This window comes from Cupriavidus malaysiensis, assembly GCF_001854325.1.
Taxonomy (GTDB): domain Bacteria; phylum Pseudomonadota; class Gammaproteobacteria; order Burkholderiales; family Burkholderiaceae; genus Cupriavidus; species Cupriavidus malaysiensis.
In genome coordinates, this window is the sequence record NZ_CP017755.1 from 60272 (window position 1) to 85317 (window position 25046).

Annotated in this window: 19 protein-coding genes and 1 pseudogene; 8 read left to right on the forward strand and 12 right to left on the reverse strand. The window is 70.4% G+C overall.

Annotated elements, in window-relative coordinates:
- The first annotated feature begins 39 nt into the window (after nt 1-39).
- From BKK80_RS20170 to BKK80_RS20185, 4 genes are all read left to right on the forward strand, one after another.
- Nucleotides 40-2433 carry a polysaccharide biosynthesis tyrosine autokinase gene (locus BKK80_RS20170; RefSeq protein ID WP_071070970.1) on the forward strand — a complete coding sequence of 798 codons (2394 nt, stop codon included), beginning with the start codon at nt 40-42 and terminating at the stop codon, nt 2431-2433.
- A gap of 98 nt (nt 2434-2531) precedes the next feature.
- Complete coding sequence (locus BKK80_RS20175; protein ID WP_071017617.1) at nt 2532-4403, forward strand: serine aminopeptidase domain-containing protein; 1872 nt, start codon at nt 2532-2534, stop codon at nt 4401-4403.
- Between the two features lie 168 nt (nt 4404-4571).
- A complete protein-coding gene (locus BKK80_RS20180; protein WP_071017615.1) occupies nt 4572-5390 on the forward strand; it encodes a class I SAM-dependent methyltransferase in 819 nt (272 codons plus the stop codon).
- A gap of 16 nt (nt 5391-5406) precedes the next feature.
- Nucleotides 5407-6288 (forward strand): glycosyltransferase family 2 protein, encoded by an 882-nt coding sequence (locus BKK80_RS20185; RefSeq protein WP_071070972.1) that lies wholly within the window; start codon nt 5407-5409, stop codon nt 6286-6288.
- A 100-nt stretch (nt 6289-6388) separates the two neighbouring features.
- Here BKK80_RS20185 and BKK80_RS20190 read toward each other — a convergent pair whose 3' ends face one another.
- The 3 genes from BKK80_RS20190 to BKK80_RS20200 are packed head-to-tail and all read right to left on the reverse strand — an operon-like array spanning nt 6389 to nt 10208.
- A complete protein-coding gene (locus BKK80_RS20190; RefSeq protein ID WP_071070974.1) occupies nt 6389-8626 on the reverse strand; it encodes a polysaccharide biosynthesis tyrosine autokinase in 2238 nt (745 codons plus the stop codon).
- Entirely contained in the window at nt 8623-9087 is a 465-nt protein-coding gene (locus BKK80_RS20195; protein ID WP_071017609.1) for a low molecular weight protein-tyrosine-phosphatase, read from the reverse strand. Before BKK80_RS20195 ends, BKK80_RS20190 begins: the two co-directional genes overlap by 4 nt.
- An 11-nt stretch (nt 9088-9098) precedes the next feature.
- Complete coding sequence (locus tag BKK80_RS20200; protein ID WP_071040362.1) at nt 9099-10208, reverse strand: polysaccharide biosynthesis/export family protein; 1110 nt, start codon at nt 10206-10208, stop codon at nt 9099-9101.
- 335 nt (nt 10209-10543) lie between these two features.
- Between BKK80_RS20200 and BKK80_RS20205 the strand changes: the two genes are divergently transcribed.
- On the forward strand, nt 10544-11734 hold the full coding sequence (locus BKK80_RS20205) for a glycosyltransferase (protein ID WP_071070976.1): 1191 nt from the start codon (nt 10544-10546) through the stop codon (nt 11732-11734).
- Between the two features lie 105 nt (nt 11735-11839).
- Here the strand turns inward: BKK80_RS20205 and BKK80_RS20210 are convergent, their stop codons facing one another.
- Both BKK80_RS20210 and BKK80_RS20215 read right to left on the reverse strand, forming a co-directional pair.
- Nucleotides 11840-12394 carry an LbetaH domain-containing protein gene (locus tag BKK80_RS20210; RefSeq protein ID WP_071017605.1) on the reverse strand — a complete coding sequence of 185 codons (555 nt, stop codon included), beginning with the start codon at nt 12392-12394 and terminating at the stop codon, nt 11840-11842.
- A gap of 139 nt (nt 12395-12533) precedes the next feature.
- Nucleotides 12534-13802: a glycosyltransferase WbuB gene (locus BKK80_RS20215; RefSeq protein WP_071070978.1), complete on the reverse strand. Its 1269-nt coding sequence runs from the start codon at nt 13800-13802 to the stop codon at nt 12534-12536.
- A gap of 283 nt (nt 13803-14085) precedes the next feature.
- Between BKK80_RS20215 and BKK80_RS20220 the strand changes: the two genes are divergently transcribed.
- A complete protein-coding gene (locus tag BKK80_RS20220) occupies nt 14086-15387 on the forward strand; it encodes a lipopolysaccharide biosynthesis protein (protein ID WP_071039183.1) in 1302 nt (433 codons plus the stop codon).
- Nucleotides 15388-15465: 78 nt separating this feature from the next.
- Here the strand turns inward: BKK80_RS20220 and BKK80_RS20225 are convergent, their stop codons facing one another.
- From BKK80_RS20225 to BKK80_RS20255, 7 genes are all read right to left on the reverse strand, one after another.
- The gene (locus tag BKK80_RS20225; RefSeq protein WP_071039184.1) at nt 15466-16593 is read right to left on the reverse strand and encodes a glycosyltransferase family 4 protein; all 1128 of its coding nucleotides are present in this window, start codon (nt 16591-16593) and stop codon (nt 15466-15468) included.
- Between the two features lie 7 nt (nt 16594-16600).
- Nucleotides 16601-17371: a glycosyltransferase family 2 protein gene (locus BKK80_RS20230; protein WP_071017598.1), complete on the reverse strand. Its 771-nt coding sequence runs from the start codon at nt 17369-17371 to the stop codon at nt 16601-16603.
- 4 nt (nt 17372-17375) lie between these two features.
- Nucleotides 17376-18692, reverse strand: coding sequence for a hypothetical protein (locus BKK80_RS36535; RefSeq protein WP_071070980.1), 1317 nt, complete (start codon nt 18690-18692; stop codon nt 17376-17378).
- 237 nt (nt 18693-18929) lie between these two features.
- Nucleotides 18930-19970 carry a GDP-L-fucose synthase family protein gene (locus BKK80_RS20240; RefSeq protein WP_071073151.1) on the reverse strand — a complete coding sequence of 347 codons (1041 nt, stop codon included), beginning with the start codon at nt 19968-19970 and terminating at the stop codon, nt 18930-18932.
- Entirely contained in the window at nt 19963-21165 is a 1203-nt protein-coding gene (gene gmd / locus BKK80_RS20245) for a GDP-mannose 4,6-dehydratase (protein WP_083384328.1), read from the reverse strand. The genes BKK80_RS20240 and gmd overlap by 8 nt, the downstream gene beginning before the upstream one ends.
- A gap of 242 nt (nt 21166-21407) precedes the next feature.
- Entirely contained in the window at nt 21408-22283 is an 876-nt protein-coding gene (locus BKK80_RS20250) for a response regulator transcription factor (protein WP_071017593.1), read from the reverse strand.
- Between the two features lie 729 nt (nt 22284-23012).
- On the reverse strand, nt 23013-23336 hold the full coding sequence (locus BKK80_RS20255; protein ID WP_071017591.1) for a YXWGXW repeat-containing protein: 324 nt from the start codon (nt 23334-23336) through the stop codon (nt 23013-23015).
- Between the two features lie 599 nt (nt 23337-23935).
- Here BKK80_RS20255 and cynS point away from each other — a divergent pair.
- Nucleotides 23936-24187, forward strand: a pseudogene (cynS, locus tag BKK80_RS37505) (cyanase); the annotation flags it as partial.
- A 144-nt stretch (nt 24188-24331) separates the two neighbouring features.
- Nucleotides 24332-25027, forward strand: coding sequence for a phosphoribosyltransferase (locus BKK80_RS20265; protein ID WP_071070983.1), 696 nt, complete (start codon nt 24332-24334; stop codon nt 25025-25027).
- Nucleotides 25028-25046: the final 19 nt, after the last annotated feature.

Here is a 25046-nt window from a genome sequence, read left to right on the forward strand (position 1 = left end):
GGCGTCCGGCGCGGAGTACAGCAGGAGTGGGGATTTGCCGTGAGCAGACTATCGCATGCCGGCGTGGGGCCGGCCTCGGACAAGGCGGGCGGCGCGCAGTCGCATCCGGCGCGCCTCCTGGTCGATCATGCCGGCACCATCGCGGCGGCCGGCGTGTGCGGCATGCTGGCGGCCGCGCTGGTGGCCTTCTCGATGCCGTCGCAATACCGCGCGCAGGCACTGGTGCAGATGGAAGCGGCGGATGCCGGCCAGGGCGCCGGCCCTGCGCCGTTCGAGCCCGACATGCTCAGGAGCCGTACCGTGGTCGGGCCGGTGGTGGAGCGGCTGCGGCTGGACATCGTCGCCCTGCCCCAGCGCGCGCCCTTGCTGGGCGGACTCGCCGCGCGGCTGGCCGAGCCGGGCCACAGGTTCGGCCCGTGGCCGGAGAGCCTGGGCTATGCCTGGGGCGGCGAGCGCATCGCAGTGGACAGCCTGGCGGTGCCGGAGCGGCTGCTCAATGTGCCGATGCTGCTGGAGGTGCTGGCGGCCGGCGAGTACCGGGTATCGGCCGATGGCCACGAACTGCTGAACGGGCAGGTCGGCAAACCTGCCGCCGGCAACGGCGTGGAGATGCTGGTGGGCGCCATCGACGCGGCACCCGGCACCCGCTTCACGCTGGTGCGGCAGGACCTGCAGGGCGTGGTCGACCGCATCGCCCGCGAACTGCAGGTGGAAGCGTCGGCCGGCGCCGCCCGCACGGTGCGCATCGCCTGGGAAAGCGCCGACCGCCGCAATGCCGAGGCCCTCGTCAACGGCGTGGCGAACTCCTACATCCTCGGCCAGGCCACGCTGCGCCGCGACGACGTGGCCAGCACGCTGGCCTTCCTCAGCAGGGAATTGCCCCTCGCCAAGGCCGAGCTCGACCGCGCCGAGGAGGCACTGACGGACTACCGGTCGCGCTCCGGCACCTTGCAGCCGACCGCGGAGGCACAGTCCTTCCTCAACGGCAGCATGGATTACCAGCGCCAGATCGCTGCACTGCGGCTGCAGCGCACCCAGTTGCTGCAGCGCTTCACCACCGACTCCAACGAAGTGCGTACGGTGGACAGCCAGATCCAGCAGCTGGCCCAGGAACGCCGCGACATGGATGCGCGCCTGAAGAACGTATCGTTGTCGGAGCGGGAGGCGGTCGGCCTGACGCGGGACGTCAAGGTGGCCGAGGAAACCTATATGCAGCTGCGCAACAAGGTCCAGCAGCTGTCGCTGCGGGAGTCGGACAGCACCAGCGCGATGCGCCTGGTCGACAGCGCGGTGGCTTCGATGACGCCGGTCGGCGTCGGGCCGTGGCCGCTGACCGCCGGCGGCGGCCTGCTGGGCCTGGGCCTGGGGATGATCGGCGTGAGTGCGCGGCGGCGCTGGAAGCCGGCGGTGGCCGATGCGGGCGAGGTCGAGGACGAGTTCGGCGTGCCGATCCTGGGCGAGGTGGTGTTCAGCCGTGAGCAGGTCGAGCTCGAACGCCAGGTCGAAGCCAAGGCCAGCCTGGCCGGCGTGGCGGTGCTGGGCGGGCCCGATGCGCATGCGCTGGCACGCCTGGGCGATGCCGTGGCGCTGGCGCGCACGCGCGACGGCGTCGGCGAGGACGAGCCTCTCGCCGGACTGGAAGAGGACGGCAGCATGTCCCTCGCCGGCGACGAGCCGTGGCGGCTCGGCTTGCATGACCGCTTCCTGCTGGCCCGCTGCGCGCCGCACTCGCTGGCGGTGGAGGGGCTGCGCAATGTACGCGCCGCCTTGCACTTCGCTGTGCGTGGCGCGCCCGACAAGGTGGTGGCCGTGACCAGTCCGGCGTCCGGCGCCGGCAAGACCTTTGCCGCGGTCAACCTGGCCGTGCTGTTCGCCGAGGCCGGCCAGCGCGTGCTGCTGATCGATGCCGACCTGCGCCGGGGCAAGGTGGCGCGCTGGTTCGACCAGCCCGCCGAAACCGGCCTGGCCGAAGTGCTGGCGGGGCACACGCCGTTCATGCACGCGGTGCGCCCGACCGCGGTCGGCAACCTGTCGCTGCTGACCGCCGGCGCAATACCGCTCAATCCCTCCGAGCTGCTGATGCTGCCGCTGCTGGGCGATTGCCTGCGCGCGGCCAGCGCCTGCTTCGACCTGGTGCTGGTGGACACGCCCCCGGTGATGGCGGTGGCCGATGCCACGCTGGTCGCCAACCTCGCCGGCTCGACGTTGCTGGTGGTGCGCGCCGATGTGACGCCCCCCGAGCAGGTGCAGGAGACCCTGAAGCGGCTCGCGCGAGCCGATGCGCGCCTCGGTGGCGGCATCCTCAACGGCGTCACGCCCCGGCGCAGCAACCGCACCGACTTCGACGCCATGAATCCCTACCTGAGCCTGCCCCTGCCCCCTGCCGCGCAGCAGCGGCTGACGCAGACCCGGGCGATCGAGCGCAAGCCCTGAGCGCGCGGCCCGCGGCGGCGGGTCGGCGTACCCATTTCTGCGGGCACGTCCCGCCGGTGTGCGGCCCGCCAGCGCGCACCGTCCGCCAAGGAGCCGGCATGAAGCACATCGTCTTCGAGGGCTGCACCGGATGGCTGCATGGCGCGGCCGGCGACACCGGCGTCGTGCTGTGCGCGCCGCCCGGCCATGAGGGCATGTGGTCGCACCGGGCCTTGCGCCACCTGGCCGACGATCTTGCCGCCGCTGGCGTGCCGGTGCTGCGCTTCGACTACCACGGCACCGGCGATGCGGCGGGCAGCGACGAGGCGCCCGAGCGCCTGGCCTGCTGGATCGGCAATATCGTGGCCGCGGCCGCGCAGTTGCGCGCGCGCGCAGGCGTGCGGCAGGTGGTGCTGTGCGGCCTGCGCCTGGGCGGCAGCCTGGCCGCGCTGGCGGCCGAGGCGCTGGCCGGGCGCAACGAGGCGCCGGCCGCACTGGTGCTGCTGGCGCCGGTCGTCAGCGGTCGCGCCTTCCTGCGCGAGATGCGCGCCCTGCACGTCAACTGGCTCAACAGCATGGCGCCGGACCTGGCCTCGCGCGCCCCGCGGGAAGGCACGCTCGAGGTACTGGCGTATCGCCTGGGCGCCGACACGGTGCGCGCGCTGGAAGGGCTGCGCCTGGACCGCCGCGCCGGCTGTCCGGCACCGCGCGTGCTGGTGCTGGACCCATGGCCGGGTGCCGCCTCGACGGTGCAGGCCTTGTGTGCGCACTACCGCGCGGCCGGCGCCGAAGTGGAGGAGGAGGGGTTCGCCGAGTATGCCGCGCTGATGCAGTCGACCGAGAATGCCGCGGTGCCGGAACAGGCGTGGCGGCGGGTGGCGGCGTGGATCCGGCAAGCTGCGGCCACGGCCGCCGAAGCTGCCGCCGGCCAGGCGATCGCCGACGCGCCGGGGCCTGATCGGGCCGACGACACGGAGTTCGCCGTGGAGGGCGTGCGCGAGCGCGCCGTGTGGCTGGACGCGGGCCGGCAGTTCGGCATCCTGTGCATGCCGGCCGGAGCCCGCCGCGCTCCGCTCGGGGTGATCTTTCCCAATACCGGCGGCAACCATCACGTCGGCGACGGCCGGCTCTTCGTCTCGCTGTCGCGCCGCCTCGCGCGCAGCGGCGTGGCGGCGCTGCGGCTCGACCTGGCCGCGCTGGGCGACAGCCCGCAGGCGCGGCGGCGCATGAGCATTCCGGAGATCTACGCGGTCGCACCGCGCGAGCAGCTTGCCGCAGCGGTGGAGTGGATGCACGGGCAGGGCTTCGAGCACATCGTGCTGGCCGGTGTCTGCTCCGGCGCCTTTCTCAGCCTGCATGCCGGGCTGGCCAGCGACAAGGTCTGCGGGCTCGTGCTGGCCAACCTGCTGAAGTACACCTGGGGCGAGCAGGACGTGGCCACGCTCGGCCAGGCCGAACAGCCGCTGAGCCTGCTGTGGTATGCCGCGCGCCGGCCCGGCAACTGGCTGCGGCTGCTGCGCGGCGATATCCGCCTGCTGCCCTTGCTGATGGGCTGCGCGCGCCGGGTACGCGCGCTGGTCGCCTACCGCCTGGAGCGCGTGCAGGCGGCGTTGCGCGGCGGAGCATCGCGCAAGGCGGCCGGGGAGGACGATGGCGAGGCACGCACGGCGCGCGAATTCGCCTGGGCCGCGGTGCGCAAGCTGGACCGGCGCGGCGTGCGCACGGAGTTCCTGTACGGTGCCACCGACATCGGCCTCGAAGAGACCGCGCAATGCCTGGGCCGCAACCTGGAAGCGCTGCAGGGACTGTCCCACGTCGCCGTGCAGCGCCTCGATTGCCTGGATCATGCGCTGTTCCTGCGCGAAAGCCAGGACAACTTCGGCGACCACGTGGTGCGGCACGTCGAGGCGCTGCTGGCGCGCCAGGCCGACCCCGGCCGCCCGGCCGAAGGCACCGCCACGCCGCCCTTGGCGGCGCGGGCGCAGTCATAGTCCGCGGAATCGCGGAACCACGGAATCATGGAACGCCCGCACGCCGCCCCGGCGCGCCGCGCGCGGACCCGGCGGGCGGGCGCAGCGTACGCTGTCGCACCGAATCCCGCGCGCCACGCCGGCACCATGAGGAAGGGCGCAGAGGCCGCGCGCCGCGAGGAGGGCGACATGATTGCCGACACCGTGCAGGACCGCATCAACAGGAAGGCATGGACCAGCTGGGGCGCGCGCCACTGGTTCGCCGTGGCGGCCGATGTCACCGATCCGGGCGAGGCGGCGGCGCTGGCGCTGGTGGCCGATGCCGCGCGCGGCGCGCCGCTGCTCGACGTCGGTGTCGGCGGCGGACGTACGGTGCCGATGCTGCGCGCGCTCAGCCAGGACTACGTGGCGATCGACTACACGCCGGAGATGGTCGAGATCTGCCGGCGCAACCATCCCGGCGTGGCCGTGCACCAGATGGACGCGCGCGACCTGTCGGCCTTTCCCGACGACCATTTCGGCCTGGTCATGTTCAGCTTCAACGGCATCGACGCGGTGGATCCCGCCGGACGCGCGGCGATCCTGCGCGAGTTCGCCCGCGTGCTGCGTCCGGGCGGCCTGCTGCTGTTCTCCACGCACAACCTGCGCGGCCCGAGCTACCGCGAGAACCTGACGCGCTTCCTGCGCCTGCCGCGCTGGTCGCCCAATCCCCTGCGGCTGGGCTTCGACACGGCGCGCATCGTCGTCAACCTGCCGCTGGCCACCATCAACTACCTGCGCCACTCGCGGCTGAACCGCGAGTTCGATGGCTATGCGCTGCGCGTATGCGCTGCCCACAAGTTCGGCATCGTCATCCACTACATCGAGCTGGCCGCGCAGCAGCGCGCCCTGCTCGAACTCGGCCTGCGTACCGAGGCCATCTTCGGCAACCTGGACGGCCATGCGCTGCGCGGGCAGGAGGATCTCAGCCAGGTCTACTGGTTCCACTTCGTCGCCAGGAAAGGTTGAGGGGCGGGCGTCGGCCATGAGCGGCATCTCGGTCCTGATCCTGACCAAGAACGAGCAGCAGGACCTGCCAGGCTGCCTGCAGTCCGTGGCCTGGTCGGACGATATCCATGTCTACGACTCGATGAGCACCGACCGGACCGTGGAGATCGCCCGCGCGCACGGTGCCAAGGTAGTGCAGCGTCCGTTCGACAACTGGTCCGCGCACCAGAACTGGGGGCTGCGCAATATCCCTTTCCGCCACGAGTGGGTCTACTACACGGATGCCGATGAGCGCGTGACGCCCCAGCTCGCCCACGCCATGCAGCTGGCCGTGACGGACCCGGGCGATGCGGTGGCCTTCCGCGTCTCCCGCCGCGACCACCTGCAGGGGCGCTGGCTGCGCCACGTCACGCCGACGTCGTTCTACATCCGCCTGTTCAAGCCGGCCAGCGTTCACTACGAGCGGCTGATCAACCCGGTCACCATTGTCGACGGCGAGGTGCGCGACCTGGCCGCGCACATGGACCACTTCCCGTTCAGCAAGGGGATGTCGCACTGGTTCGACAGGCACAATCAATACAGCTCGCTGGAAGCCCGCCAGATCGTGCAGAACCGGCAGCAAGGCACGTCGTTCAGCGTGCGCAGCGCCCTGCTCGAAAAGGACCCCGGCCGGCGCCGCTATCACCAGAAGGAACTCTACTACCGGCTGCCGATGCGCCCGCTGCTGATGTTCCTGCTTCTCTATGGCTTGCGGCGCGGCTTCCTCGACGGCTCGGCCGGCCTGACGTACGCGCTGCTGCGGGCCTACTACGAATACATGATCGTGCTGAAGGTACGAGAACTCGATCGCGCCGACGGCAGCCAGGACAGTCAACGCAGCCAAGGCAAGCAAGGCAGCCAGGGCAGCCAGGGCGGCTGACACCGGATGATACCTGAGCGCGGTCCGCCGCGCATGCGTGGCCGCGCCTTGTCTCGCCTCGGACGGCGCCGCATGCCGGCGGCGCCGGATTGCCGCGGCCTCAGGCCTGCCTGCTGCCGGTGCCTCCGTACTGGTTCAGGTAGCGGTACTTGCCGAAGCGGTAATGGGCCCGGTACCAGCGGCCATCGACATTGAGGCCGTTGAACAGCACGCCCTTCACTTCTCCGCCCGCCTGCTGGATGGCCCGCTGCGAAGCGATCAGCTCGTCGGGCGTGGTCTTGTCCGCGCGCGCGACGAGGAAGACGGCGCCCGCCCGTGCGGCCAGGATGCCGGCATCGGCGGCGGCGAGGACAGGCGGCGTGTCGAGCAGGACGATGTCATAGCTTGCCTGCAGCAGGTCGAACAGGCGGTCCATGTTCGGGCTCTGCAGGAGGTCCGCGGCCTGGGGCGGCTGGGCGCCGGTCGCGATGAAGTCGACGCCCGGCAGCACGTCGCGCTGCAGCACGGCATCCAGCGCGGTCCCGGCCAGGTACTCGCTGAGTCCGGGGCTGCGATGCGTGCTGAAGCGGTGGTTGAGCCCGCCGCGACGCAGGTCGGCGTCGACCAGGACCACCCGGCGTCCGCTGCTGGCCATCACGGCGGCGAAGTTCGAGCACACGAAGGACTTGCCGACGTCGGGGGCCGGGCCGGTGACCAGCACCACGCGGTTGCGGCTGTTCAGCAGGGCGAACTGCAGGGCCGTGCGGAAGCCGCGCAGGCTTTCCAGGGCGGGGTCGTCCGGGCTGTCGCGCGCCAGCAGGCCGCGCGACGGCGCGTCGCCCTGCCGCCTGCCCTGCTGGGGAGAGAACGGGATCGTGCAGTAGACCGTCATGCCGGTGAGCCGCTCGATCTCGTCCGCGTCGGTGATGCCGCCGTCGAGCGTGCGGCGCAGGACCACCGCCAGGACGCCGGCGACCAGGCCGAGCACGATGGCGGCACCGCCGATCATCAGGCGCTTCGGCCGCACCGGATAGAGCGGGACGTCGGCCATGTCCACCAGGCGCGAAGTGCCGATCTTGCTGGCCCGCACCAGCCGCAGTTGCTGCACGTCGTTGAGCAGGGACTGGTACAGGTCGGTGCTGACCTTGACGTCACGCATCAGGCGCAGCACGTCCTGCTCGACCTCGGGCAGCTTCTCGATCTTGCCGGTCACGCCATTGAGCTGGGAGCTCAGGCTGGCGATCTGGCCGTCCAGGATGGCGATGATGGGGTGGTTCGGCGTGAAGCGGGCGATCAGTTCCTGGCGCTTCTGGCGCAACTCCTGCAAGCGCGTCTGGATCTGCACCGATTGCGTCAGCACCAGCTTGGATTCCTCGCTCAGGTCGATCGTGCCGCGCTTGTTGCGCATGGCGTTGTAGCGGCTTTCGGCGTTCTCCACCTGCTGCTTGAGCAGCGGCAGCTGGGCCTCGAGGAACTCGAGCGATTTCTCTGCCTCGGCGGCCTTGCGCCGCACGTTCTGGTCGACATATTCGGTGCCGATCGCGTTCAGGATGGCCGCGGTGCGCTCGGCGGAGCTTCCCTCCAGCGAGATGCCGATCACGCCGCTCTGCTTGCCGCGCTCGAGGATCACGAGCTGGTTCTGCAGGTTGTCGATGGCCACGCTGCGGGCAATGTGGCGCACCACGAATTTCGCGCCCGGGCGTCCGTCCAGCTGGCTGATCAGGATCGTCACCGGGCCGCCCGGCGTCGGGATGACGAGCGGCGTTCCCACGGTGCCGGTGGCCGTCACGCCCTCGCTGTGCAATTCGGCACGGAATTGGTCCGAGGCCAGGGCGGTCACCATGATGGGACGCCCCTCCACCCGGACCGGCACGTCGAGCCTGGCGACGGAGATCGCTTCGGCACCCCACGCAAAGCCGCCCCAGCCGAGCAGGCCCGGCTCGGAGAGCACCGGGTTGTAGCGCGCGATCGCGGTCCCGAGCAAGGGGAAGTAGCGCGGCGCCGCCTCGATGTTCAGGTGCAGGGAGTCGACCGCCTTGCCGACCACCATGCGCGAGCGCAGCAGCTCGATTTCCGCGGCCGCCGCCGGCTTGACATCGAGCGCGGGGGAGACGCTGGCGACCAGCTTGGCGGTGCTGCTGGGCGTGGCGCCTTCCTCCACCTGGATCAGGATATCGGTGCGGTACACGGGCTTGGCCAGGAAGGCGTACGCCAGTCCGGAGCAGGCGATGACGCCGACCATCAGCAGGAAGGTCCAGCGGTAGCGGACCAGCACATCGAGGCACTCGGTGAGGTCGATCGGCCTGCTGTCCTGGCCGGTCGGCTCGTAGTCCCGGCCCGTCGCATTCTCTGTGCTCATGATGTCTCCCGGAAGCCAGCCGGAGACGCATCCCCGGCGATCTTGCCCGCCCACGAATCGACGCCCTGACGGATCAGGCTGAAGGCGAGGAGGAACAGGCCGTGCGTGCCGCCGTAGGGGTCGGGAACATCGAGGTCCAGCGACTCGCACAGGCGGAACGTCCTGCCGTGCGCGGCAGGAAAGCTCTGTTCGACCATTTCCATCTGCTGCGCCTCCATCACCAGGATCAGGTCGGCGAAGTCGACCATGGCCGCGTTCAAGCGCTGCGCCCGATGCTCGTCCATGGCGATGCCTTCGAGCGCCAGCAGCCGGCCGGCGCGGGGATCGACCAGGGCGCCCACCGCCGGCGCGATGCCCGCGGAGATGACCTGGCACGCGGGCAGGCTGCGCCGCAGCAGCGCTGCCGCCATCGGGCTGCGGCAGCGGTTGCCGAGGCAGACCACCAGGATGGATCGGATCATCTACCGTTCCTTCAAGGCTTGATGAAGCTGGAGGTGCCCACCACCGGCTGCACCAGCAGGCTCATCACGCGGCTCCAGCGGACCACGCCGCGCGCGTCCACGTAGACCACGTCCTTGGGCTGCAGCTCGAAGCCTTCGGCGATGGCCAGCGCGGCGGGCGACGTGCCGTCCAGGTGATAGACCTTGGGGGCGTCGCTCAGTCCCTTGCGGATGACGAAGATCTCTTCAGCGTTGGCGGTGGCCGGATTGACACCGCCGGCATCGCCCAGGGCCTCGTTCAGCGTCATGCGGCCGTTGCGCATCAGCAGCGAGGTCGGGCGCACCACCTCGCCGGTGACGAAGATCTTGCTGTCTTCGCGCTGCTCGACGCGGACGATGTCGCCGGACTTCAGCAGGATGCGCGCCGGATCGACGCCCTTGGCCAGCAGGGCCGGGATGTTGACGTACCAGCTGCGGTCGCCGCGCGTGACGCGGATGCGGCTGTTGTCGCCGGTCTGGTTGAGCACGCCGCCGGCGCGGTTCAGGGCCTCCACCAGGGTCATCGGCGCATCGTCGATCGCCAGCATGCCCGGCGTCTTCACTTCGCCGTCGACGTAGACGCGCTGGCTGCGGAAGCCCAGCACGCGCACCGTCATCTGCGGATCCCTGACGACGCGCGACAGCACGCGCGCCATCTGTGCGCGCACTTCGTTGGCGGTCTTGCCGGCGACCCGCATGACCCCGGCGTACGGGAACTGGATATCGCCCTGGGGACTGACCACGTACCCCGGCATGTTCGAGCCGCCGGTCGAGGTGGGGATCTCGAAGGCCGCGCCGATGCTGTAGGTCTGCGTCGGGAAGACCAGTTCCGGATGATCCCAGACCACCACGGAGATGATGTCGCCGGTGCCGATCCGGTACGGCTGGGGCTGGCCGAACAAGGCTTCGACGTCCTGGTTGGCGACGGGGGCCTTGTTGCGCAGTTCGCGCACCAGCTCCAGCGTGATCGGGGTGACCTCGGGAATCGCGTCCGGTCCCATGGCGCTCACCGGCGCGCCGGCGCTGAAGTGCATGCCCGGAGACGCCGCGCAGGCGCCCAGCAGGACGCAGGCGCCGAGCGCGAGGCAGCGCGCGCGCGCCATGGCCCGCGCCGTGCCGGCGGCATCTGTGCTGGAGAGCGAGCGGCTTGGATGCATGACGGTACCTCCCTGCTGAGGCAACGGCAGCATGGGCTGGGCGACCACGCTGGCCTATGGGAGCAGAGTAGGCGGCCGTTGGCGCCGTTTCGGTGCGCTTTCGCACAGTTTCGTGCGCGCGGAGCCGCACCGTACCGCGCGGCGCCTGCGCCGGCGCCGGCGCAGGGTGCCGGGCGCCTTGCGTGTGCCTGCGCACCGAAGGGGGCAGCGGGCCGGCCATAGTCTGGAGCAGCCTGGCCGGCGCACCGGCCGGTCGACCCCATCCGAGCGAGCCAGCGAACATGAAGATCCTCCATGTCATATCGTCGATCGACCCCGCCTCCGGAGGCCCGCCGGAAGGGCTGCGGCAGTTGCGGCAATCGCTGACGCTGCAGGGCGTGCAGTCCGACATCTGCTGCTGCGACCCGCCCGATGCCGGTTACCTGGCGGCGGGCAGGCCGGGCCTGGTCGCACTCGGGCCATCGCAACTGCGCTATGCCTTCAATCGGCGCCTGTTCGGCTGGCTGGCGCGCTACAGCGCCGGCTACGACGCCGTCATCGTCAACGGCATCTGGCAATTCCACGGACTGGCGGTCTGGCTCGCGCTGCGCGGCGGGAACGTACCGTACTTCGTCTTCACGCACGGCATGCTCGATCCCTGGTTCAGGCAGCGCTATCCGCTCAAGCATGCCAAGAAGCTGCTGTACTGGACGCTGTGCGAGCGGCACATCCTGCGCGATGCCCGCGCCGTGCTGTTCACCGCCGAGGAAGAGCGGGTGCGCGCGCGCCAGTCCTTCCCCTTCTATCAATGCCGGGAACTGGTGACCTCGTACGGGACCGCGCTGCCGCCGCAGGACGGCGAGCGCCTGCGCGCGGGCTTCCTCGCCGGACATCCCGGGCTGCGCGGGCGCCGGCTGCTGCTCTTCCTCGGCAGGATCCATGAGAAGAAGGGGGGCGACCTGCTGGTGCAGGCCTTCGCTGCCGTGGCGGGCAGCGACCCCGCGCTGCACCTGGTCATGGCCGGCCCCTGCGATGCCGAGATGCGCGCACGGCTCGAACGGATCGCCGGGCTGTGCGGGGTCGGCGCAAGGATCACCTGGACCGGCATGCTGGAGGGCGATGCCAAGTGGGGAGCCTTCTACGCGGCCGATGCGTTCTGCCTGCCGTCGCACCAGGAGAATTTCGGCGTCGCGGTGGCCGAGGCGCTCGGTTGCGGCCTGCCGGTGCTGATCTCGGACAAGGTGAATATCTGGCGCGAGACAGAACGGAGCGGAGCCGGCCTGGTTGCACCGGACTCGCTGGCCGGGACCATCGACGTCCTGCAGCGCTGGCTGGGCCTGGACGCGGCACGGCGGCGCGCGATGGGCGCCAACGCGCGCCGCGCCTTCGACGAGTCCTTTCACAGTGCCCGGGCCGCGGCCCGGCTGCGCGAACTGATCGAAGCGGAAACAGTGGCCGCGCGGGAAGAGCGGCTCATGCAGTACAGCCGGTAGTGGCAAGCCGGCAATGGCGGGGGGCAAAGGGAGCGTCTACGCCGCATGACGGTCCGCCGGTGGCCGCCGAGCCACGTCCCGGGCCCGACCGGTCTGTCGGCTTGGTCAGGCCTGCCGCCGCCGTTGCCCGATCGGCCTGGCCGGAACGCCCCCATATACCGTCCAGGCGTAGGGCAGCGACTTCGTCACCACCGCGCGGGGCGCGACCACGGCGCCTTCGGGTACCGTCACGCCGGGAGACAGGAAGGCCTCCGCGCAGATCCATGCGTGCCGCTGGACCACGATCGGCGCGGCGATCAGCTGGAACGTCGGATTGTTGTAGTCGTGCGAGCCGGTGCAGAGATGGGCGCCCTGGGACACGATGCCGAATTCGTGGATGGTGATGGGGCTGATGTTGTACAGGGTGGCGCCGTCGGCGACCGCGGCATGATCGCCCATGCGCAGGTTCCACGGAGCCCACACCTTGGCCGAGGGATAGACGTGCACCTGGCGCCCGAGCTGCGCGCCGAACAGCCGCAGCAGGCCGGCACGCCAGCGGTGCAGCGGGCGCGGGCTGGGACGGAACAGCAGCAGCCAGGCACAGTTCCAGAGCTGGCGCACGGCGCGGTTGCCGAGGGGGAATGACGGACCGGCGACCCGGTCCCGGCGTTCGATGATCATATGACGGCCCCGCTGTAGTCTCGAGGATGATGCCGGGCGTGCTGCCCCTTGCCTTGCCATCCTGCGCCGGCGCGCCGCGCGGCTCGGTGTGGAGGCCCACATTGGGCCCGGTGCCGGCGCCGGCCTGCTTCTCGCCGGCCTACTTCTCGCCCAGCCCCTCGAGCGTGGTGCCGCGCGTGCCGGCGCCGCCGCCCTCGGTCAGCCGGCGGAGTTCGCTTTCCAGCCGCGCCAGCACGGCGTGCCGGTCGAGATGGGAGGCGGCCCACGCTTTGCCGGCGGCGCCGAACAAGCCGCGCCGGGCCGGCCGCTCGGCCAGGGCCTGGAGTGCCCTGACCATGGCCTGTGCGTCGCCGGGAGGCGTGACGATGCCGAATTGCGAGACCAGGCTGGCCAGTTCGGTGCCGGCCTCCGCCGTGGCGATCACGGGCCGTCCGCTCGCCAGCATGCCGGCCAGCTTCGAGGGCAGGACCAGGTCCGCGGCGTCGGCGCGCTGCGGCAGCAGGTGGATATCGGCGGCACCGAGCAGTGCCGGGAACTGCTCGGCGGGCTGCAGCGCCAGGAAATGCACCTGGGGCAGGTCCTGGCAGCGCTGCTCGAGCAGCGCCCTGCCCGGCCCCGCGCCGCAGAAGATGAAGTGGATCCCGGTCTCGCCGGCGAGCAGGCGCGCGGCCTCCGCGAGGATCTCCAGGCCCTGCTTGTTGCCCATATTGCCCGAGTAGAGCGCGGCCACGGCATGCGCGGGGATGCCGAGCGCGCTGCGCAGGGCGACGCTGCTGGCCGAAGGGGCGATGGCAAGATCGGCCCAGTTGGGCAGGTAGACCAGCCGTTCATCCGGCACGGCCTTGCGGCGGGCCAGTGACAGCATGGACGAGGAGATCGTCGAGATGCGGTCGAAGTGCATCAGCGCGTGGCGTTCCAGCGCGCTCGCCGCCAGTTCGAGCCAGGGATGCTTGAGCAGTCCCAGGGCGAAGGCGGCCTCGACCTCGTAGTCCTGGATATGGAGCCAGGCCTTGCAATGGCGCAGGCGCGCGAAGGCGAGCGCGGCCGGGCTGCAGGCGAGCGGCGGCTCTACCAGGAAGATCACCTCGGGACGCCAGCGCCACTGCGCCGCGAGCAGGGGCAGGCTGCACAGCGCGAAGCTGGCCAGGTGGAGGAGCCGCTTGATGCTGGATGGCGTGTGCGGTACCCAGAGCGGTGCGCGGAACACCGTCACGCCAGCCCGCTGCTCGCGCTGGTAGCGCCAGCCGCAGTGGTCGTCTGCCACGCGCCATGCGGGATAGTAGGGGTGCGAGGTGATGACCCTGACATCGTGTCCGTGCATGGCCAGCCACTCGGCCTGCTCGGCGGCGTACTTGCCGATGCCGGTCAGTTCCGGGGCGTAGTTCAGGCAGTAGATGAGCAGTTTCATGACGGCGATGGACGTGGGGTTGGCTGACGGCCGGGCCGTGTCGTCGATGAGGCGCGCGGTGGCAAGGCGCGGCTCATGCCACCTTACGGCCGCGCGCCGCCCGCCACCGTTGGCTAACGCACGCACGCAGACTGGCGTGGCGCCGCGCCCGCGCCGGAACCGGCGCCGCGCCGATGTGCGCTAGCGAACCGAGGGGCCCGGGCGGCAGCCGCAAAGTGGCGTGGTCCGTGCCGTGCTGCCGGCAAGCGCGCGGCGGCCACGGCCGGGGGATCACGGGGGAGCCATGAATCGAATCGCCCGCAGCATCGGCGCCAACGTCTTCGCCCAGGCGTCGACGGTGGCGACCCAGTTGCTGACTGTTCCCCTGCTGCTGATGGCGTGGGGGCCGGAACGCTTCGGCGCCTGGATCATGATGGCGACCATCGCCGCCTATCTGTCGCTGGCCGACCTGGGCTTCACCGGCGTGGCACTGAACCGCATGATCATGTGCATTGCCGCGGACAATGCCAGGTCGGCGGCCGTCAGTTTCCAGTCGGCCCTGCTGCTGCTCGTCGTCGTCGGCACCGTGTTGACCGCCGCCGCCGTGCCGATCGGGCTGCTGCTCGGTGCGCCGGTGGCGGGCTGGTTCGGGCTGGCGCGTGCCGAAGTCGCGCCCGCCCTGGTGATGATCGCGCTGCAGTCGAGCCTGCAGATGCTGGCGGTGCTGCTGTGCGGCGTGTTCCAGAGCGAGCGGCGCTATGCCGAGTCCACCCTGTGGATGAATGTGGCCCGCCTGCTGGAGTTCGCCCTGGTGGTGATCGGGGCGCTCGTGTTCAAGGCGGGTTTCGCCGTGCTGCTCGGCGTGATCGCCGCGGTCCGCGTGCTGCTCGTGCTGGTGCTCTACCTGCGCTCGCGCACGTTCGCCGCCTGGTCCGTGGCGGGGTTCGCGCTGGCGTCGTGGCGGGAGCTGCGCGAGATGCTGGTGCCGGCGATCGCCTTGCTGGCGTTCTCGCTGGGCGGCGCGCTGAACCTGCAGGGCATCGTGCTGCTGACCGGCACGCTGTTCGGCCCGGTCGCGGTGGCGCACTTCAGCGCCATGCGCACGCTGGCGCGCGTGCCCTACCAGCTCTCCCAACTGGTCAATCTCGCCCTGGCACCGGAGATCGGCCGCCTCTACGGCGAGGGCAAGGCGCACGCGCTGCGTTCGCTGTACCGGCGCGCCACCGCGGGCTGCTTCCTGCTCGCGGCGACCTCGAGCCTGGCCCTGTATCTCGCCGCGGACGTGATCTGCCGCTACTGGACGCATGGCAAGCTGCAACCGGTGGAGCCGGACTTCGGCCTGCTGCTGGCCGCTGCCGTGGTCAACTCGCTCTGGTACACGGGTTCGTTGATGTTCACCTCGACCAATAATCACGTGCGCTACGCGGTGGTCTACCTGGCGGCCAATGCCAGCGGGCTCGCCATCGCGCTGATGGCGGGACCGCTGCTGGGAACTGCCGGCGCCGCGCTCGGCGTGCTGGGAACCGAGGTGCTGCTGCTGGTGGCCCTGCTGCCGCGCCTGCGGGGATTCTCGCGCGAAGGCATGGCGGCGCCGCGCTCCGCCTAGCGCGGGCGCGGCAGGACGCACGGGATACGCGAGGCGCGCAGGGGCACGAGGCGGGCGCGCCGCCGGCCGGCATCCCTGTCAGGATGCCGGCGCATCCTTCCAGGCGCCTTGCTCCGCTCCGGGCGGCGCGGCCGGACGGACGCCACGGCCCCGGGTGGGCGCAAGCGAGCGCATCAGGTTGTCGAACCACAGCGACGGGTGGAACTGCATCGCCAGGGACAGGCTGCCGCGCGACATCCGTAGCAGCGCCTCATCGTGCTGCGTGGCGACCGCCGTCATGGCGGCGAGCAGCTCGTCGACGCTGCCCTGCGGGAACTTGTAGCCGTTGAAGCCGTTCTTGACGAGATGGACCGAGGCGCCGCAGCGGGTCGTGCAGACGATAGGCAAGGCCAGGGCGGCGCCTTCCTGGATCGCCACGCACCACGGATCCCGATCGCTCGGCATGAGCAGGACCCGGTGGCGCGCCAGCGCCGCGGGCAGGTCCTCCGGCTGGACGAAGCCGTGCCGCACCACGCCCGGCAGGCGTTCGGCCTCGCCCAGGCTGCCCGCGCCGTAGACGTGCAGGTTCCAGGGCGCTTCCTGGTTCGCGCGATAGGCCTGATAGGCCGCCATCAGGGTAGCGAGCCCTTTCTCGGGGGACAGGCGGCCGACGAAGACGAAGCCTTCGCCGTCGAGCGGATCGCGCGCCGCGCCGGTCTCGTAGAAGCGCTTGTCGCAGGTGAACAAGCCGTCGATGATCTCGCCGTCGTCGAAGCCCAGCCTGCGCGCGAACTGGTACTGCCGCTCGCCGGGCACGAAGGCGCGGTCGAAGTAGGGCGCGATCAGGAAGCGGGACAGCAGGCAGCCGCCGATCTGCTTGAGGCGTGCTTCCCACGGGTTGTCCATGGCGAGCACGCGGACCGTGCGGCCCCGCATCGCCGTGCAGATCTTCAGGTAGGAGCGGAAGTTCCAGCCGGATACGATCATCACGTCCGGCGCGAAGCGCGACACCTCGTCGAGCAGACTGGCGTCGTCGATCTGTCCGCGCGTCCATTCCAGCAGCCGCACGCTTTCCCGCCGCCCGCGCGCCAGCGCCTGGTAGGGCGAGGCCGGATGCGGCGTGAAGCAGGACAGCAGGACGGCGGCACCGTGGTCACAGGCGGTGTTGATCGCAGCGTTCAGGTATCCGGAGCCTTGTGGCCAGAGGATGGCAAGACGGGTCGGCATGTCGGGGTCATCTCCAACGGGACGGCAGTCGGGTGAGCAGGTGCTTTTCCAGCAGGAACACGCCGGCGGGGATGCAGTCGTACAGGCGGCGCTCCCTGTGCATCGCTTTGCGGAACAGGCGCTCGCCATCCTGGCGGTAGGACTCGACCAGTCGTCCGGTCCCCGAGATGGAGGCATCGTGGATGCGGAACAGGGCCAGCGGCCTGCGGGTGCTGCGGAAATGCGCGCCTTGCAGGGCCATGTCGAGGATCAGCTCGCCGTCCCAGCAGGTCCGGTTGTCCACGTTGAAGCCGTTCACCTGGCGGAAGCTGCCGGCGCGGAAGAACATGCCTTGCTGGAAGAAGTTGACGGCCCCGTAGGCCAGGCGCAGCAGCGAGAGCGGCGAGGCGCGGATTTCCCGCAGCGTGCGGTCGTCGCCGTCCACCTTCATGCCGCTGCCGCACAGCACGTCGACACGCGGATTCGCCTCGAACACAGACGCCACGTACGCGAGCGAACCGGGCAGCAGCGCGTCGTCCGCGTTGAGGAAGTGGAAGATGTCGCCGGTGGCGCGCGCGAAGCCGCGGTTGAGCCCGTCGGCGGGACCGCGGTCCGGCTCGTAGATGCGTTCGACGCGGTCGCCGCAGGCATCGATCAGCGTCCTGCTGGCATCGCTGCTGCCCGGGTCGACGACGATGTACTGCAGGTCGGGATAGTCCTGCGACAGCACCGAGTCGAGACAACGCTTCAGGTAGTCTCCCTGGTTGTAGGAAATGGTCACCACGCTGATCTTGAGCACGTCGTCATTCCTGGGCGGGTCTACGGGAAAGAGCCGGCCGGCGCTTCGGCGTGCGTGGCTGCGCGGCCTGCCGGCCGCGCGGCCGGGGCCAGGTCCAGGCGAACAGCAGGCCGATGTAGAGCGCCGCCAGCCAGCGGTTGTCGGCACCGAAGGGGGAGAAGAAGGCATCCCAGAGCAGCTGCGGCATGCCGACGCAGAAGTAGACCGGCAAGCGCCGCAGGTGGAGCAGGAAGGTGCGCAGGCAGGAGCCCAGCAGCCCCGCCCAGAAGATCCCGCCGGTGATGCCGGCCCAGACCATCGCGCTCATGATGAACGAGTGCGTCGGGATCAAGGTGGAATCGAGCTCCGGGAACTTGTCGGTCAACGACATGCCGAGCTGGTGCGACAGCAGGTTCAGCTCATCCACGTAGCCGCCCGTGTCGAGCGCCCACGAGCCGTGGCCGAGCAGCGGCGCGTCGGCGAAGGCGCGCAGCGAGACCAGCAGCTCCGGCCTGCCGCCCAGCAGGATGCCGAGATCGCTGGTGGCCTGCACGGTGTACTTGTGCGCGGCATCCTGCGACAGGAAGCCGAAATCGGCGGAGTGAGCGAAGAGGAAGGAAAAGACCTCGTTGAGCAGGTAGATCCCCATCGCGAGCGTGAGCGCGATGACGATCATGCCGCCGCTGGCGCGCGCCGCGCGCGCGAGGTAGGCGGCGGGTCGCGAATCGCGGTACAGGTAGGCCATGGCGCCGAACAGCGGCAGCGCGGCATTGCTGCGGAAGTCGAACACGATGGAGACGGCGCTGAACATCAGCAGGCAGACGAGCACCTTCATATTGCTGGCGCGCCTCAGCGACAGGTACGCCAGCAGCAGGCTCAGCACCGGTATCGCGTAGCCCCACTTCCACGGATTCTCGATCGCCACGTCGATCGGGTTGAAGGTGGTGTCGTAGAGCCGGTAGAGGGTGGTGCCGGCGACGAAGAACCACAGTGACTTCTCGTGCCGGCTGTCGAAGCCGTTGCCGACCGCGTAGATGGTCGCGAAGAACACCAGGGGCGCCAGCACGCCCTTCATGGAGGTGGAGACATCGGTGCCGTTCTCGAGGTCGGAGAAGATCTGCGCGATCGACCACAGCAGCGTGAGCCCCAGGATGCCGGCGAACCTGCGCTCGACCTGCAGCGAGCAGAGCAGGTAGATCGTATAGACGGCCGCGATGAACTCACCCATGTAGATCTCGCCCAGCAGGTTGAGCTTGATCGAGGCGATGCCGCCGAGGATCAGGTAGGCGATGGGGTGTTCCGAATCCGCGGAGCGCTTTCGGATGGAGGTCTGTTGCAGCATCGCGTCGTCCACTTGCCATCCGTCGCGCCTTCCGCCGGAACGCCGCCGCGCGGGCGGCGCCGCCGGTGCGCCGGGGTGGCTGGCCACTGGGTCCGGCCGCGCCCGGCGTGCGGCCGGTACGCGTCCGCCTGCCGCGCCTGGCGGCCGGGCTCCTGCGAGGCCGGGCTGTGGCGGGCGGCTCGCCCTGGTTCGATGGGAGCAGCATTCCACGAACCGGGTCGATCCATCTGTGCGTCCTCACACATTGGCGTGCGGGGCGGCCGCATGGCCGGCGGCGCCGCATGCCGCATCCGGCGCCGCCTCGGCCGGGCAGGAGGCCAGGGCAGCCGAGCGTACCGCCTCGGCATAGGTGCTGCGCAGGCCCGCTTCCAGTCCGATGCGCGCTTGCCAGCCGAGGCGGCGGATGGCGCCGCTGTCGAGCAGCTTGCGCGGCGTGCCGTCCGGCATCGATGCGTCGAAGTCGATCGCGGCGCGGCAGCCGACCACCGCGGCGATCATGCCGGCCAGGTCGCGGATGCTGATGTCGTCGCCGCTGCCGACGTTCAGGTGGGTTCCGTCCGGTCCGGTGCAGTCGCGATAGGCCGAGACCGGCGCGCGCATCGTGAGCAGGCAGGCACGTGCCAGGTCATCCACGTGCAGGAACTCGCGCCGGGGCTGCCCGCTTCCCCAGATCGCGACGCGTTCCGCGCCGTGTTGCCGCGCTTCGTGGAAGCGCCGCAGCAGCGCCGGGATCACGTGGCTGTGCGTCGGGTGGTAGTTGTCGCCGGGACCGTACAGGTTGGTCGGCATCAGGCAGCGGAAGTCGGTGCCGTACTGCCGGTTGTAGCTGTCGCACAGCATCACCCCGGCGATCTTCGCCAGCGCGTAGGGCGCGTTGGTGGGCTCCAGCGCGCCGGTCATCAGTGCGCCTTCGGCGATTGGCTGGCTGGCGAACTTCGGGTAGATGCAGCTCGAGCCCAGGAACAGCAGCCGCGCGACGCCCGCGGCGCGGGCCTGGTGGATGACGTTGGCGGCGATCATCAGGTTCTGGTAAAGGAACTCCGCCGGGAAGCTCTGGTTGGCATGGATGCCACCGACGCGGGCGGCTGCCACGTAGACCTGATCGACGCGTTCGCGCGCGAAGAAGTCGCGCACGGCCTGCTGGTCGCAGAGGTCGAGGCCGGCATGCGGGCGGGTGACGCACTCCACATCGCCCTCGGCCTGCAGGGCGCGCACGATGGCCGATCCGACCATGCCCCGGTGGCCGGCGACGAAGACGCGCAGCGAGCGGCTACTCATGATGATCGTAGGCGCGGAAGCCTGCCATGCGTACCAGTGCGTCGCGCCGCGCGGCGGCATAGTCCGCCTCGGTCATCTCGCGCACCAGCTCCGCGAAACCGACGCGCGGGGTCCAGCCGAGCCGCTCGCGCGCGCGACTGGCGTCGCCCAGCAGCGTTTCCACCTCGGTGGGGCGGAAGTAGCGCGGGTCGACGCGTACGATCACGTCCCCCACCTTGCACGCGGGACGCGTGCGGCCGTCGCGCACGTCGATGGCCTCCACGATGCCGACCTCGTCGCTGCCGTTGCCGTGGAAGGCCACGGCAATGCCGAGGACGCGCGCAGCCTGCGTGACGAATTCGCGCACGCTGTGCTGCTGCCCGGTGGCGATGACGAAGTCCTCGGGCTGCGGCTGCTGCAGCATCAGCCACTGCATCTCGACGTAGTCGCGCGCATGGCCCCAGTCGCGCAGCGCCGACAGGTTGCCCAGGAAGAGCGTGTCCTGCAGCCCCAGCGCGATGCGCGCCAGGGCCCGCGTGATCTTGCGGGTGACGAAGGTCTCGCCGCGCACGGGGCTCTCGTGGTTGAACAGGATGCCGTTGCAGGCATACATGGCGTAGGCCTCGCGATAGTTGACGGTGATCCAGTAGGCGTAGAGCTTGGCCGTGGCGTAGGGGCTGCGCGGATAGAAGGGCGTGCTTTCCCTTTGCGGCGTCTCCCGTACCAGGCCGTAGAGTTCCGACGTCGATGCCTGGTAGAAGCGCGCATGGCGCTCCATGCCGAGGATGCGCAGCGTTTCGAGCATGCGCAGCGTACCCAGCGCATCGGTGTTGGCCGTGTACTCCGGCTCTTCGAACGAGACATGGACGTGGCTCTGCGCGGCGAGGTTGTAGACCTCGTCTGGCTGGGCCAGCTGGACCACGCGCAGCAGGCTGGCGGTGTCGGTCATGTCGCCGTGGTGGAGGATCAGGCGGCGCTCGGGTTCCTGCGGATCCTGGTAGAGGTGGTCGATGCGTTCGGTGTTGAACTGCGAGCTGCGCCGCTTGATGCCATGCACCTCGTAGCCCTTGGCCAGCAGCAGTTCGCACAGGTAGGAGCCGTCCTGGCCCGTGATGCCCGTGATCAGCGCGCGCCTGGGGCGTGATGGCTGGCGCGTGTCGGCGTCGCTGATCCCGGCAAGGGGTTGGAGGTCGTTGTGGAGGTCGTTGGCACCCATGTTTTCCGTCGCTCCCCGAGTGGCCCGCAGGCGTGTGCATGTCGGCGGCGTACCGCGCGTGTGTGAACCGACTGTAGGCCGGCGCGGAGCGCGTCTCTGTTGGCTAGCCCACAGTGGCGGAGAGGGGGGAAGCCGGCCTCGCAGGCGCGCATGGGCCGGCTGGAATGCCTACGCAGAAACAGGTACGCCGGGGGCGCGTCGGGCGCAGAAACGGGTACGCCCGGTCCGTTTGCGCCGGCGGACTAGACGACGGCGGCGTCGGCGCCGTGGCGCGCGGCCTCTTCGCGCCGGCCCGGCGCCAGGCGTGCCGCGTGCTCGTCGCCATTGACCCAGTCGAGCGTGGCGCCGCGCTGCAGGGCGGCGTACACGGCCTCGCCCTTGTTGCGTACCTTGAGCCGCTGGTAGAGCGTGCAGGCGTGGCTCTTCACGGTGGCCACCGAGATATTGAGCATGCGGCTGACGGTCTTGATCGGGTAGCCGCGCGCGAGCAGCACCAGCACCTCGTACTGGCGCGGCGTGATCTTGAGCATCTCCGCTTCGTCATAGCTCGGCTCGTCGTCCATCGACGCCGCCGGCGCGGCGTGCACCGGCAGCACGGCGTGGTGGCCGGTGCGTGCCGACGACAAGCGCGGGTCGCCGCCGGTGGCCGCCGGCAGCGGCAGGGGCACGGAAGAGGCGAGCGACGGCGTGGCTGGCAGCCCGAGCCGCGAGGCGGCTGGCGGGCTGGCGCTTTCGCTCGCCATCACCAGGGCCTGGCTGCCGGACACCGCCAGGCGGATGGCAGCCTCCAGCACCGCCAGCGAGGCGGTCTTGGGCAGGCAGCCGCAGATGCCGGCCGCGCTCTCGGCAGACGGGGCATGCAGCGGCAGCGCGTCGGCCAGCACCAGGATGCGCACCGGTGCGAACAGTTCGCGCGCCTGGTCGAGTTGCCGCCAGCCGTGCGCGGTGTCGCCGGTCATGCCGAAGATCATCAGGTCGATATTGCCGCGATAGCTTTCGTACGGGGCCATTTCCGCAGGCGAGAGTGCGAAGGCCTGGTCGCAGCACTGGATGCTCCCGAGCATCTGGTAGAGCCCGAGGCGGAGCAAGGGATGCTCCTCGATCAGCAAAGCGTTCATTTTGTTGTTGCTCCCCGTTCAACCGGTTGGAGGCGTTTGGTGCCTTGCTTGACGGAATATTGGATGACGTGGCAGACCTGCGCGCCACGACTGCGGCAACCCCGTTGCGTCCATGACCGCGTGCCGCCCACTATGGTTGGAGGCTGTCGCTCTGCCTGGAGGCCTGACCCGACCCTTACCCGGAAAACCTAGCTGATAAATCAGCGTAAAACCATCTTATGGGCTGATTGAAATGAATGCAAGCGAGCCTAAATCCCTCATTCGGGGGTCGCAGAAAAATATTCCTGATGTGGCGAAAAGCCTTTGCTGTCGCGGGTTTGCGGTGTCGGCTATGCGCCATCCGTGGTGCCTGGAAATCCGTTTCATCGCTGCAACAGATTGGCCAGGATTATGTTTCAGCCATGAAACTGATTATCGGGAATTCTGCTGGAGATGCCGTGATTAATGACCCGCATGGGGGAGCCAGGATTATCGGTGGCGGCAATCCTGCTGCATTTCTGAAACGAACCGGCCGGGTGGGGCGCGTGTGGCCCGGACTGGACCGTCAGGGCCCGGCGAGGAGGGCGGGGAGGGCGGGCCTCATGCAAAAGGACGATGCCCCCTCCGCCTTGTGGGGGAGAGGCTTGGAAGGGGTCCGCAGGGGTGGAAAAGGGCGCCAAGAGGTGGAAGGCGGGGTGGACGGCTGGCGGCGCCGACCCGCCTGCCCGGGGCGGGGCAGGCGCCGGGCGCTCAGCGGGTCCAGCGGCCGGGGCGCAGGACCCAGCCGTGCGGTCCCCTGACCCATTGTTCGGGCACATAACGGTAGCCGGGGCGGCCGTGCGCCCAGTAACCGCCGGCCCAGGTGTAGCGCGGACCGTCGGCGCGCCAGTGGCCCGGCACCCAGACCTGGCCGGGCCGGGCCGGCGGGCGGTGTTCATAGCGCGGCGGCGGCGGGCCGTCGCGCCGAGCATAGGGCGGGGGGCCGCCCACGGGTTGCGCCTGGGCGGGGGCGACCAGGCCGGACAGATTGCCGGCGGCCAGTACGGCGGCGGCGAGCATGAGTTGACGCTTCATCATTTTCTCCGGATCGGCTTTGTCATCGCTGCCGCGCCATGGCGGCAGGCTCTGCTTCCCTATGTCCTTCCGCTTGCCGCATCAGTAGCGGTAGTAGTGGTAAGGCGGCGGGCCGCCGCGCGGCGGTACCACGATGCAGGCGGAAAGCATGGCGGCTGCGCCGGTCAGCAGCACGACGAGGGCGAGGGCGCGTTTCATGTCTTGGCTCCGAGAAAGGCTCGCGTTGAACATGGCTCCAATCTAGCGGGGCACGCGCGGTGCCGGCGTTAGCACTTGTAAGCCGCGCCGGCCATGCCGCCGGGGCTGTGCGGCCCTGCTGCGCTCCCCGGCAACGCCCGCGGGGCCTTGCGGGCGCTGGGCTGGCGGGTGGCGCAGGGGGCCGGTTGGGGGCCGGCGGGGTCTCGCGCGCGGCGCCGCGTCTTAATCCGGCGTTACATCGGAAATGATTGCCGCAACGGTTGGCCGTCCGTGCCCGCCGTGCGCGGGCCGGAAGTCACCGTTTTGCGCACGCAGCAGGTACGCAGAAACGGGTACGCCCGGGGGTGTCCGGGCAGTGGCGCGCGGTGGTGTCGTTGTTCGGCCTGCCCGAGGAGGCGCTGCCGTGGCTGATGCGGGTGCCCTGCAAGGGGTCGCTGCCGGGCGCGGTGCCCACCGACCCGCTGATCTACCGTTTCTATGAACTGGTCAGCGTCTACGGCACCACCTTCAAGGAGTTGATCCACGAAGAGTTCGGCGACGGCATCATGAGCGCCATCGATTTCCGCATGGACCTGCGGCGCGAGGCCGATCCCGCCGGCGACCGCGTGCGCATCGAGATGTCGGGCAAGTTCCTGCCGTACAAGACCTACTGAGTCCGCGGAGCCCGCGGCGCTCGCTGAGCCTGCGAAGTGCCGGTGCCGCCGGCGCTGCTGCCGCGCACTATAGTGGTTAGCGCGGGCGCCCGCGCCGCAGCCGCGGCGGCGGATTGCGCCACGCAGCCATGCCGGAGTGTGCCGATGCCCGTGCCGCCCTGCTTTGCCGACCGTTGCGAGGCCGGCGCCTACCTGGCGCGGCGGCTGGCCGAACTCGGCCTGGCGGCGCCGGCAGGCGGCACGCCTCCCCTGGTGCTGGCGCTGCCGCGCGGCGGTGTCCCGGTGGCCTTCGAGGTCGCGCGCGCGCTGGCGGCGCCGCTGGACGTCCTGCTGGTGCGCAAGATCGGCGCGCCAGGCTATCCCGAGCTGGCGCTGGGTGCGGTGGTGGAAGGGGTTCCGCCGACCGCCGCGCCGCACACCGTGGCCAACGACGACCCGTGGGCGCGCCGGGCCATCGACAGCGGCGCCTTCGATGCCGAGCGCGGGCGGCAGCTCGATGAGATCCGGCTGCGGCAACGGCGCTACCGCGGCGGCGCACCGCTGCCGCCGCTGCAGGGCCGCACCGTGATCGTGGTCGACGACGGCGTGGCCACCGGCGCCACCATGCGCGCCGCGCTCGAAGCGGTGCGCGCGGCCGGCGCCGCGCGCGTGGTGGCGGCGGTGCCGGTGGGGGCACTGGACGGGCTGGCGGCCCTGCGCGCGGCGGCCGACCAGGTGGTCTGCCTCAATACGCCTGCGGTGTTCGGCGCGGTCGGCGCCTTCTACCTGGATTTCACGCAGACCGGCGACGAGGAGGTGCTGCGCCTGCTGCGCGCCGCCGCCGGTGGCGCCGCGCCATAGGGAGTCGGGAGTCGCGGAC

What these genes read in the sequence shown, in the direction of transcription:
- BKK80_RS20200 (WP_071040362.1), bottom strand. Translation starts at nt 10,208, where the DNA reads ATGGCGCGCGCGCGCTGCCTCGCGCTCGGCGCCTGCGTCCTGCTGGGC.
- BKK80_RS20180 (WP_071017615.1), top strand. Translation starts at nt 4,572, where the DNA reads ATGATTGCCGACACCGTGCAGGACCGCATCAACAGGAAGGCATGGACC.
- BKK80_RS20240 (WP_071073151.1), bottom strand. Translation starts at nt 19,970, where the DNA reads ATGAGTAGCCGCTCGCTGCGCGTCTTCGTCGCCGGCCACCGGGGCATG.
- gmd (WP_083384328.1), bottom strand. Translation starts at nt 21,165, where the DNA reads ATGGGTGCCAACGACCTCCACAACGACCTCCAACCCCTTGCCGGGATC.
- BKK80_RS20215 (WP_071070978.1), bottom strand. Translation starts at nt 13,802, where the DNA reads ATGAAACTGCTCATCTACTGCCTGAACTACGCCCCGGAACTGACCGGC.
- BKK80_RS20225 (WP_071039184.1), bottom strand. Translation starts at nt 16,593, where the DNA reads ATGCCGACCCGTCTTGCCATCCTCTGGCCACAAGGCTCCGGATACCTG.
- BKK80_RS20250 (WP_071017593.1), bottom strand. Translation starts at nt 22,283, where the DNA reads ATGAACGCTTTGCTGATCGAGGAGCATCCCTTGCTCCGCCTCGGGCTC.
- BKK80_RS36535 (WP_071070980.1), bottom strand. Translation starts at nt 18,692, where the DNA reads ATGCTGCAACAGACCTCCATCCGAAAGCGCTCCGCGGATTCGGAACAC.
- BKK80_RS20265 (WP_071070983.1), top strand. Translation starts at nt 24,332, where the DNA reads ATGCCCGTGCCGCCCTGCTTTGCCGACCGTTGCGAGGCCGGCGCCTAC.
- BKK80_RS20210 (WP_071017605.1), bottom strand. Translation starts at nt 12,394, where the DNA reads ATGATCATCGAACGCCGGGACCGGGTCGCCGGTCCGTCATTCCCCCTC.
- BKK80_RS20205 (WP_071070976.1), top strand. Translation starts at nt 10,544, where the DNA reads ATGAAGATCCTCCATGTCATATCGTCGATCGACCCCGCCTCCGGAGGC.
- BKK80_RS20195 (WP_071017609.1), bottom strand. Translation starts at nt 9,087, where the DNA reads ATGATCCGATCCATCCTGGTGGTCTGCCTCGGCAACCGCTGCCGCAGC.
- BKK80_RS20190 (WP_071070974.1), bottom strand. Translation starts at nt 8,626, where the DNA reads ATGAGCACAGAGAATGCGACGGGCCGGGACTACGAGCCGACCGGCCAG.
- BKK80_RS20175 (WP_071017617.1), top strand. Translation starts at nt 2,532, where the DNA reads ATGAAGCACATCGTCTTCGAGGGCTGCACCGGATGGCTGCATGGCGCG.
- BKK80_RS20220 (WP_071039183.1), top strand. Translation starts at nt 14,086, where the DNA reads ATGAATCGAATCGCCCGCAGCATCGGCGCCAACGTCTTCGCCCAGGCG.
- BKK80_RS20185 (WP_071070972.1), top strand. Translation starts at nt 5,407, where the DNA reads ATGAGCGGCATCTCGGTCCTGATCCTGACCAAGAACGAGCAGCAGGAC.
- BKK80_RS20255 (WP_071017591.1), bottom strand. Translation starts at nt 23,336, where the DNA reads ATGAAGCGTCAACTCATGCTCGCCGCCGCCGTACTGGCCGCCGGCAAT.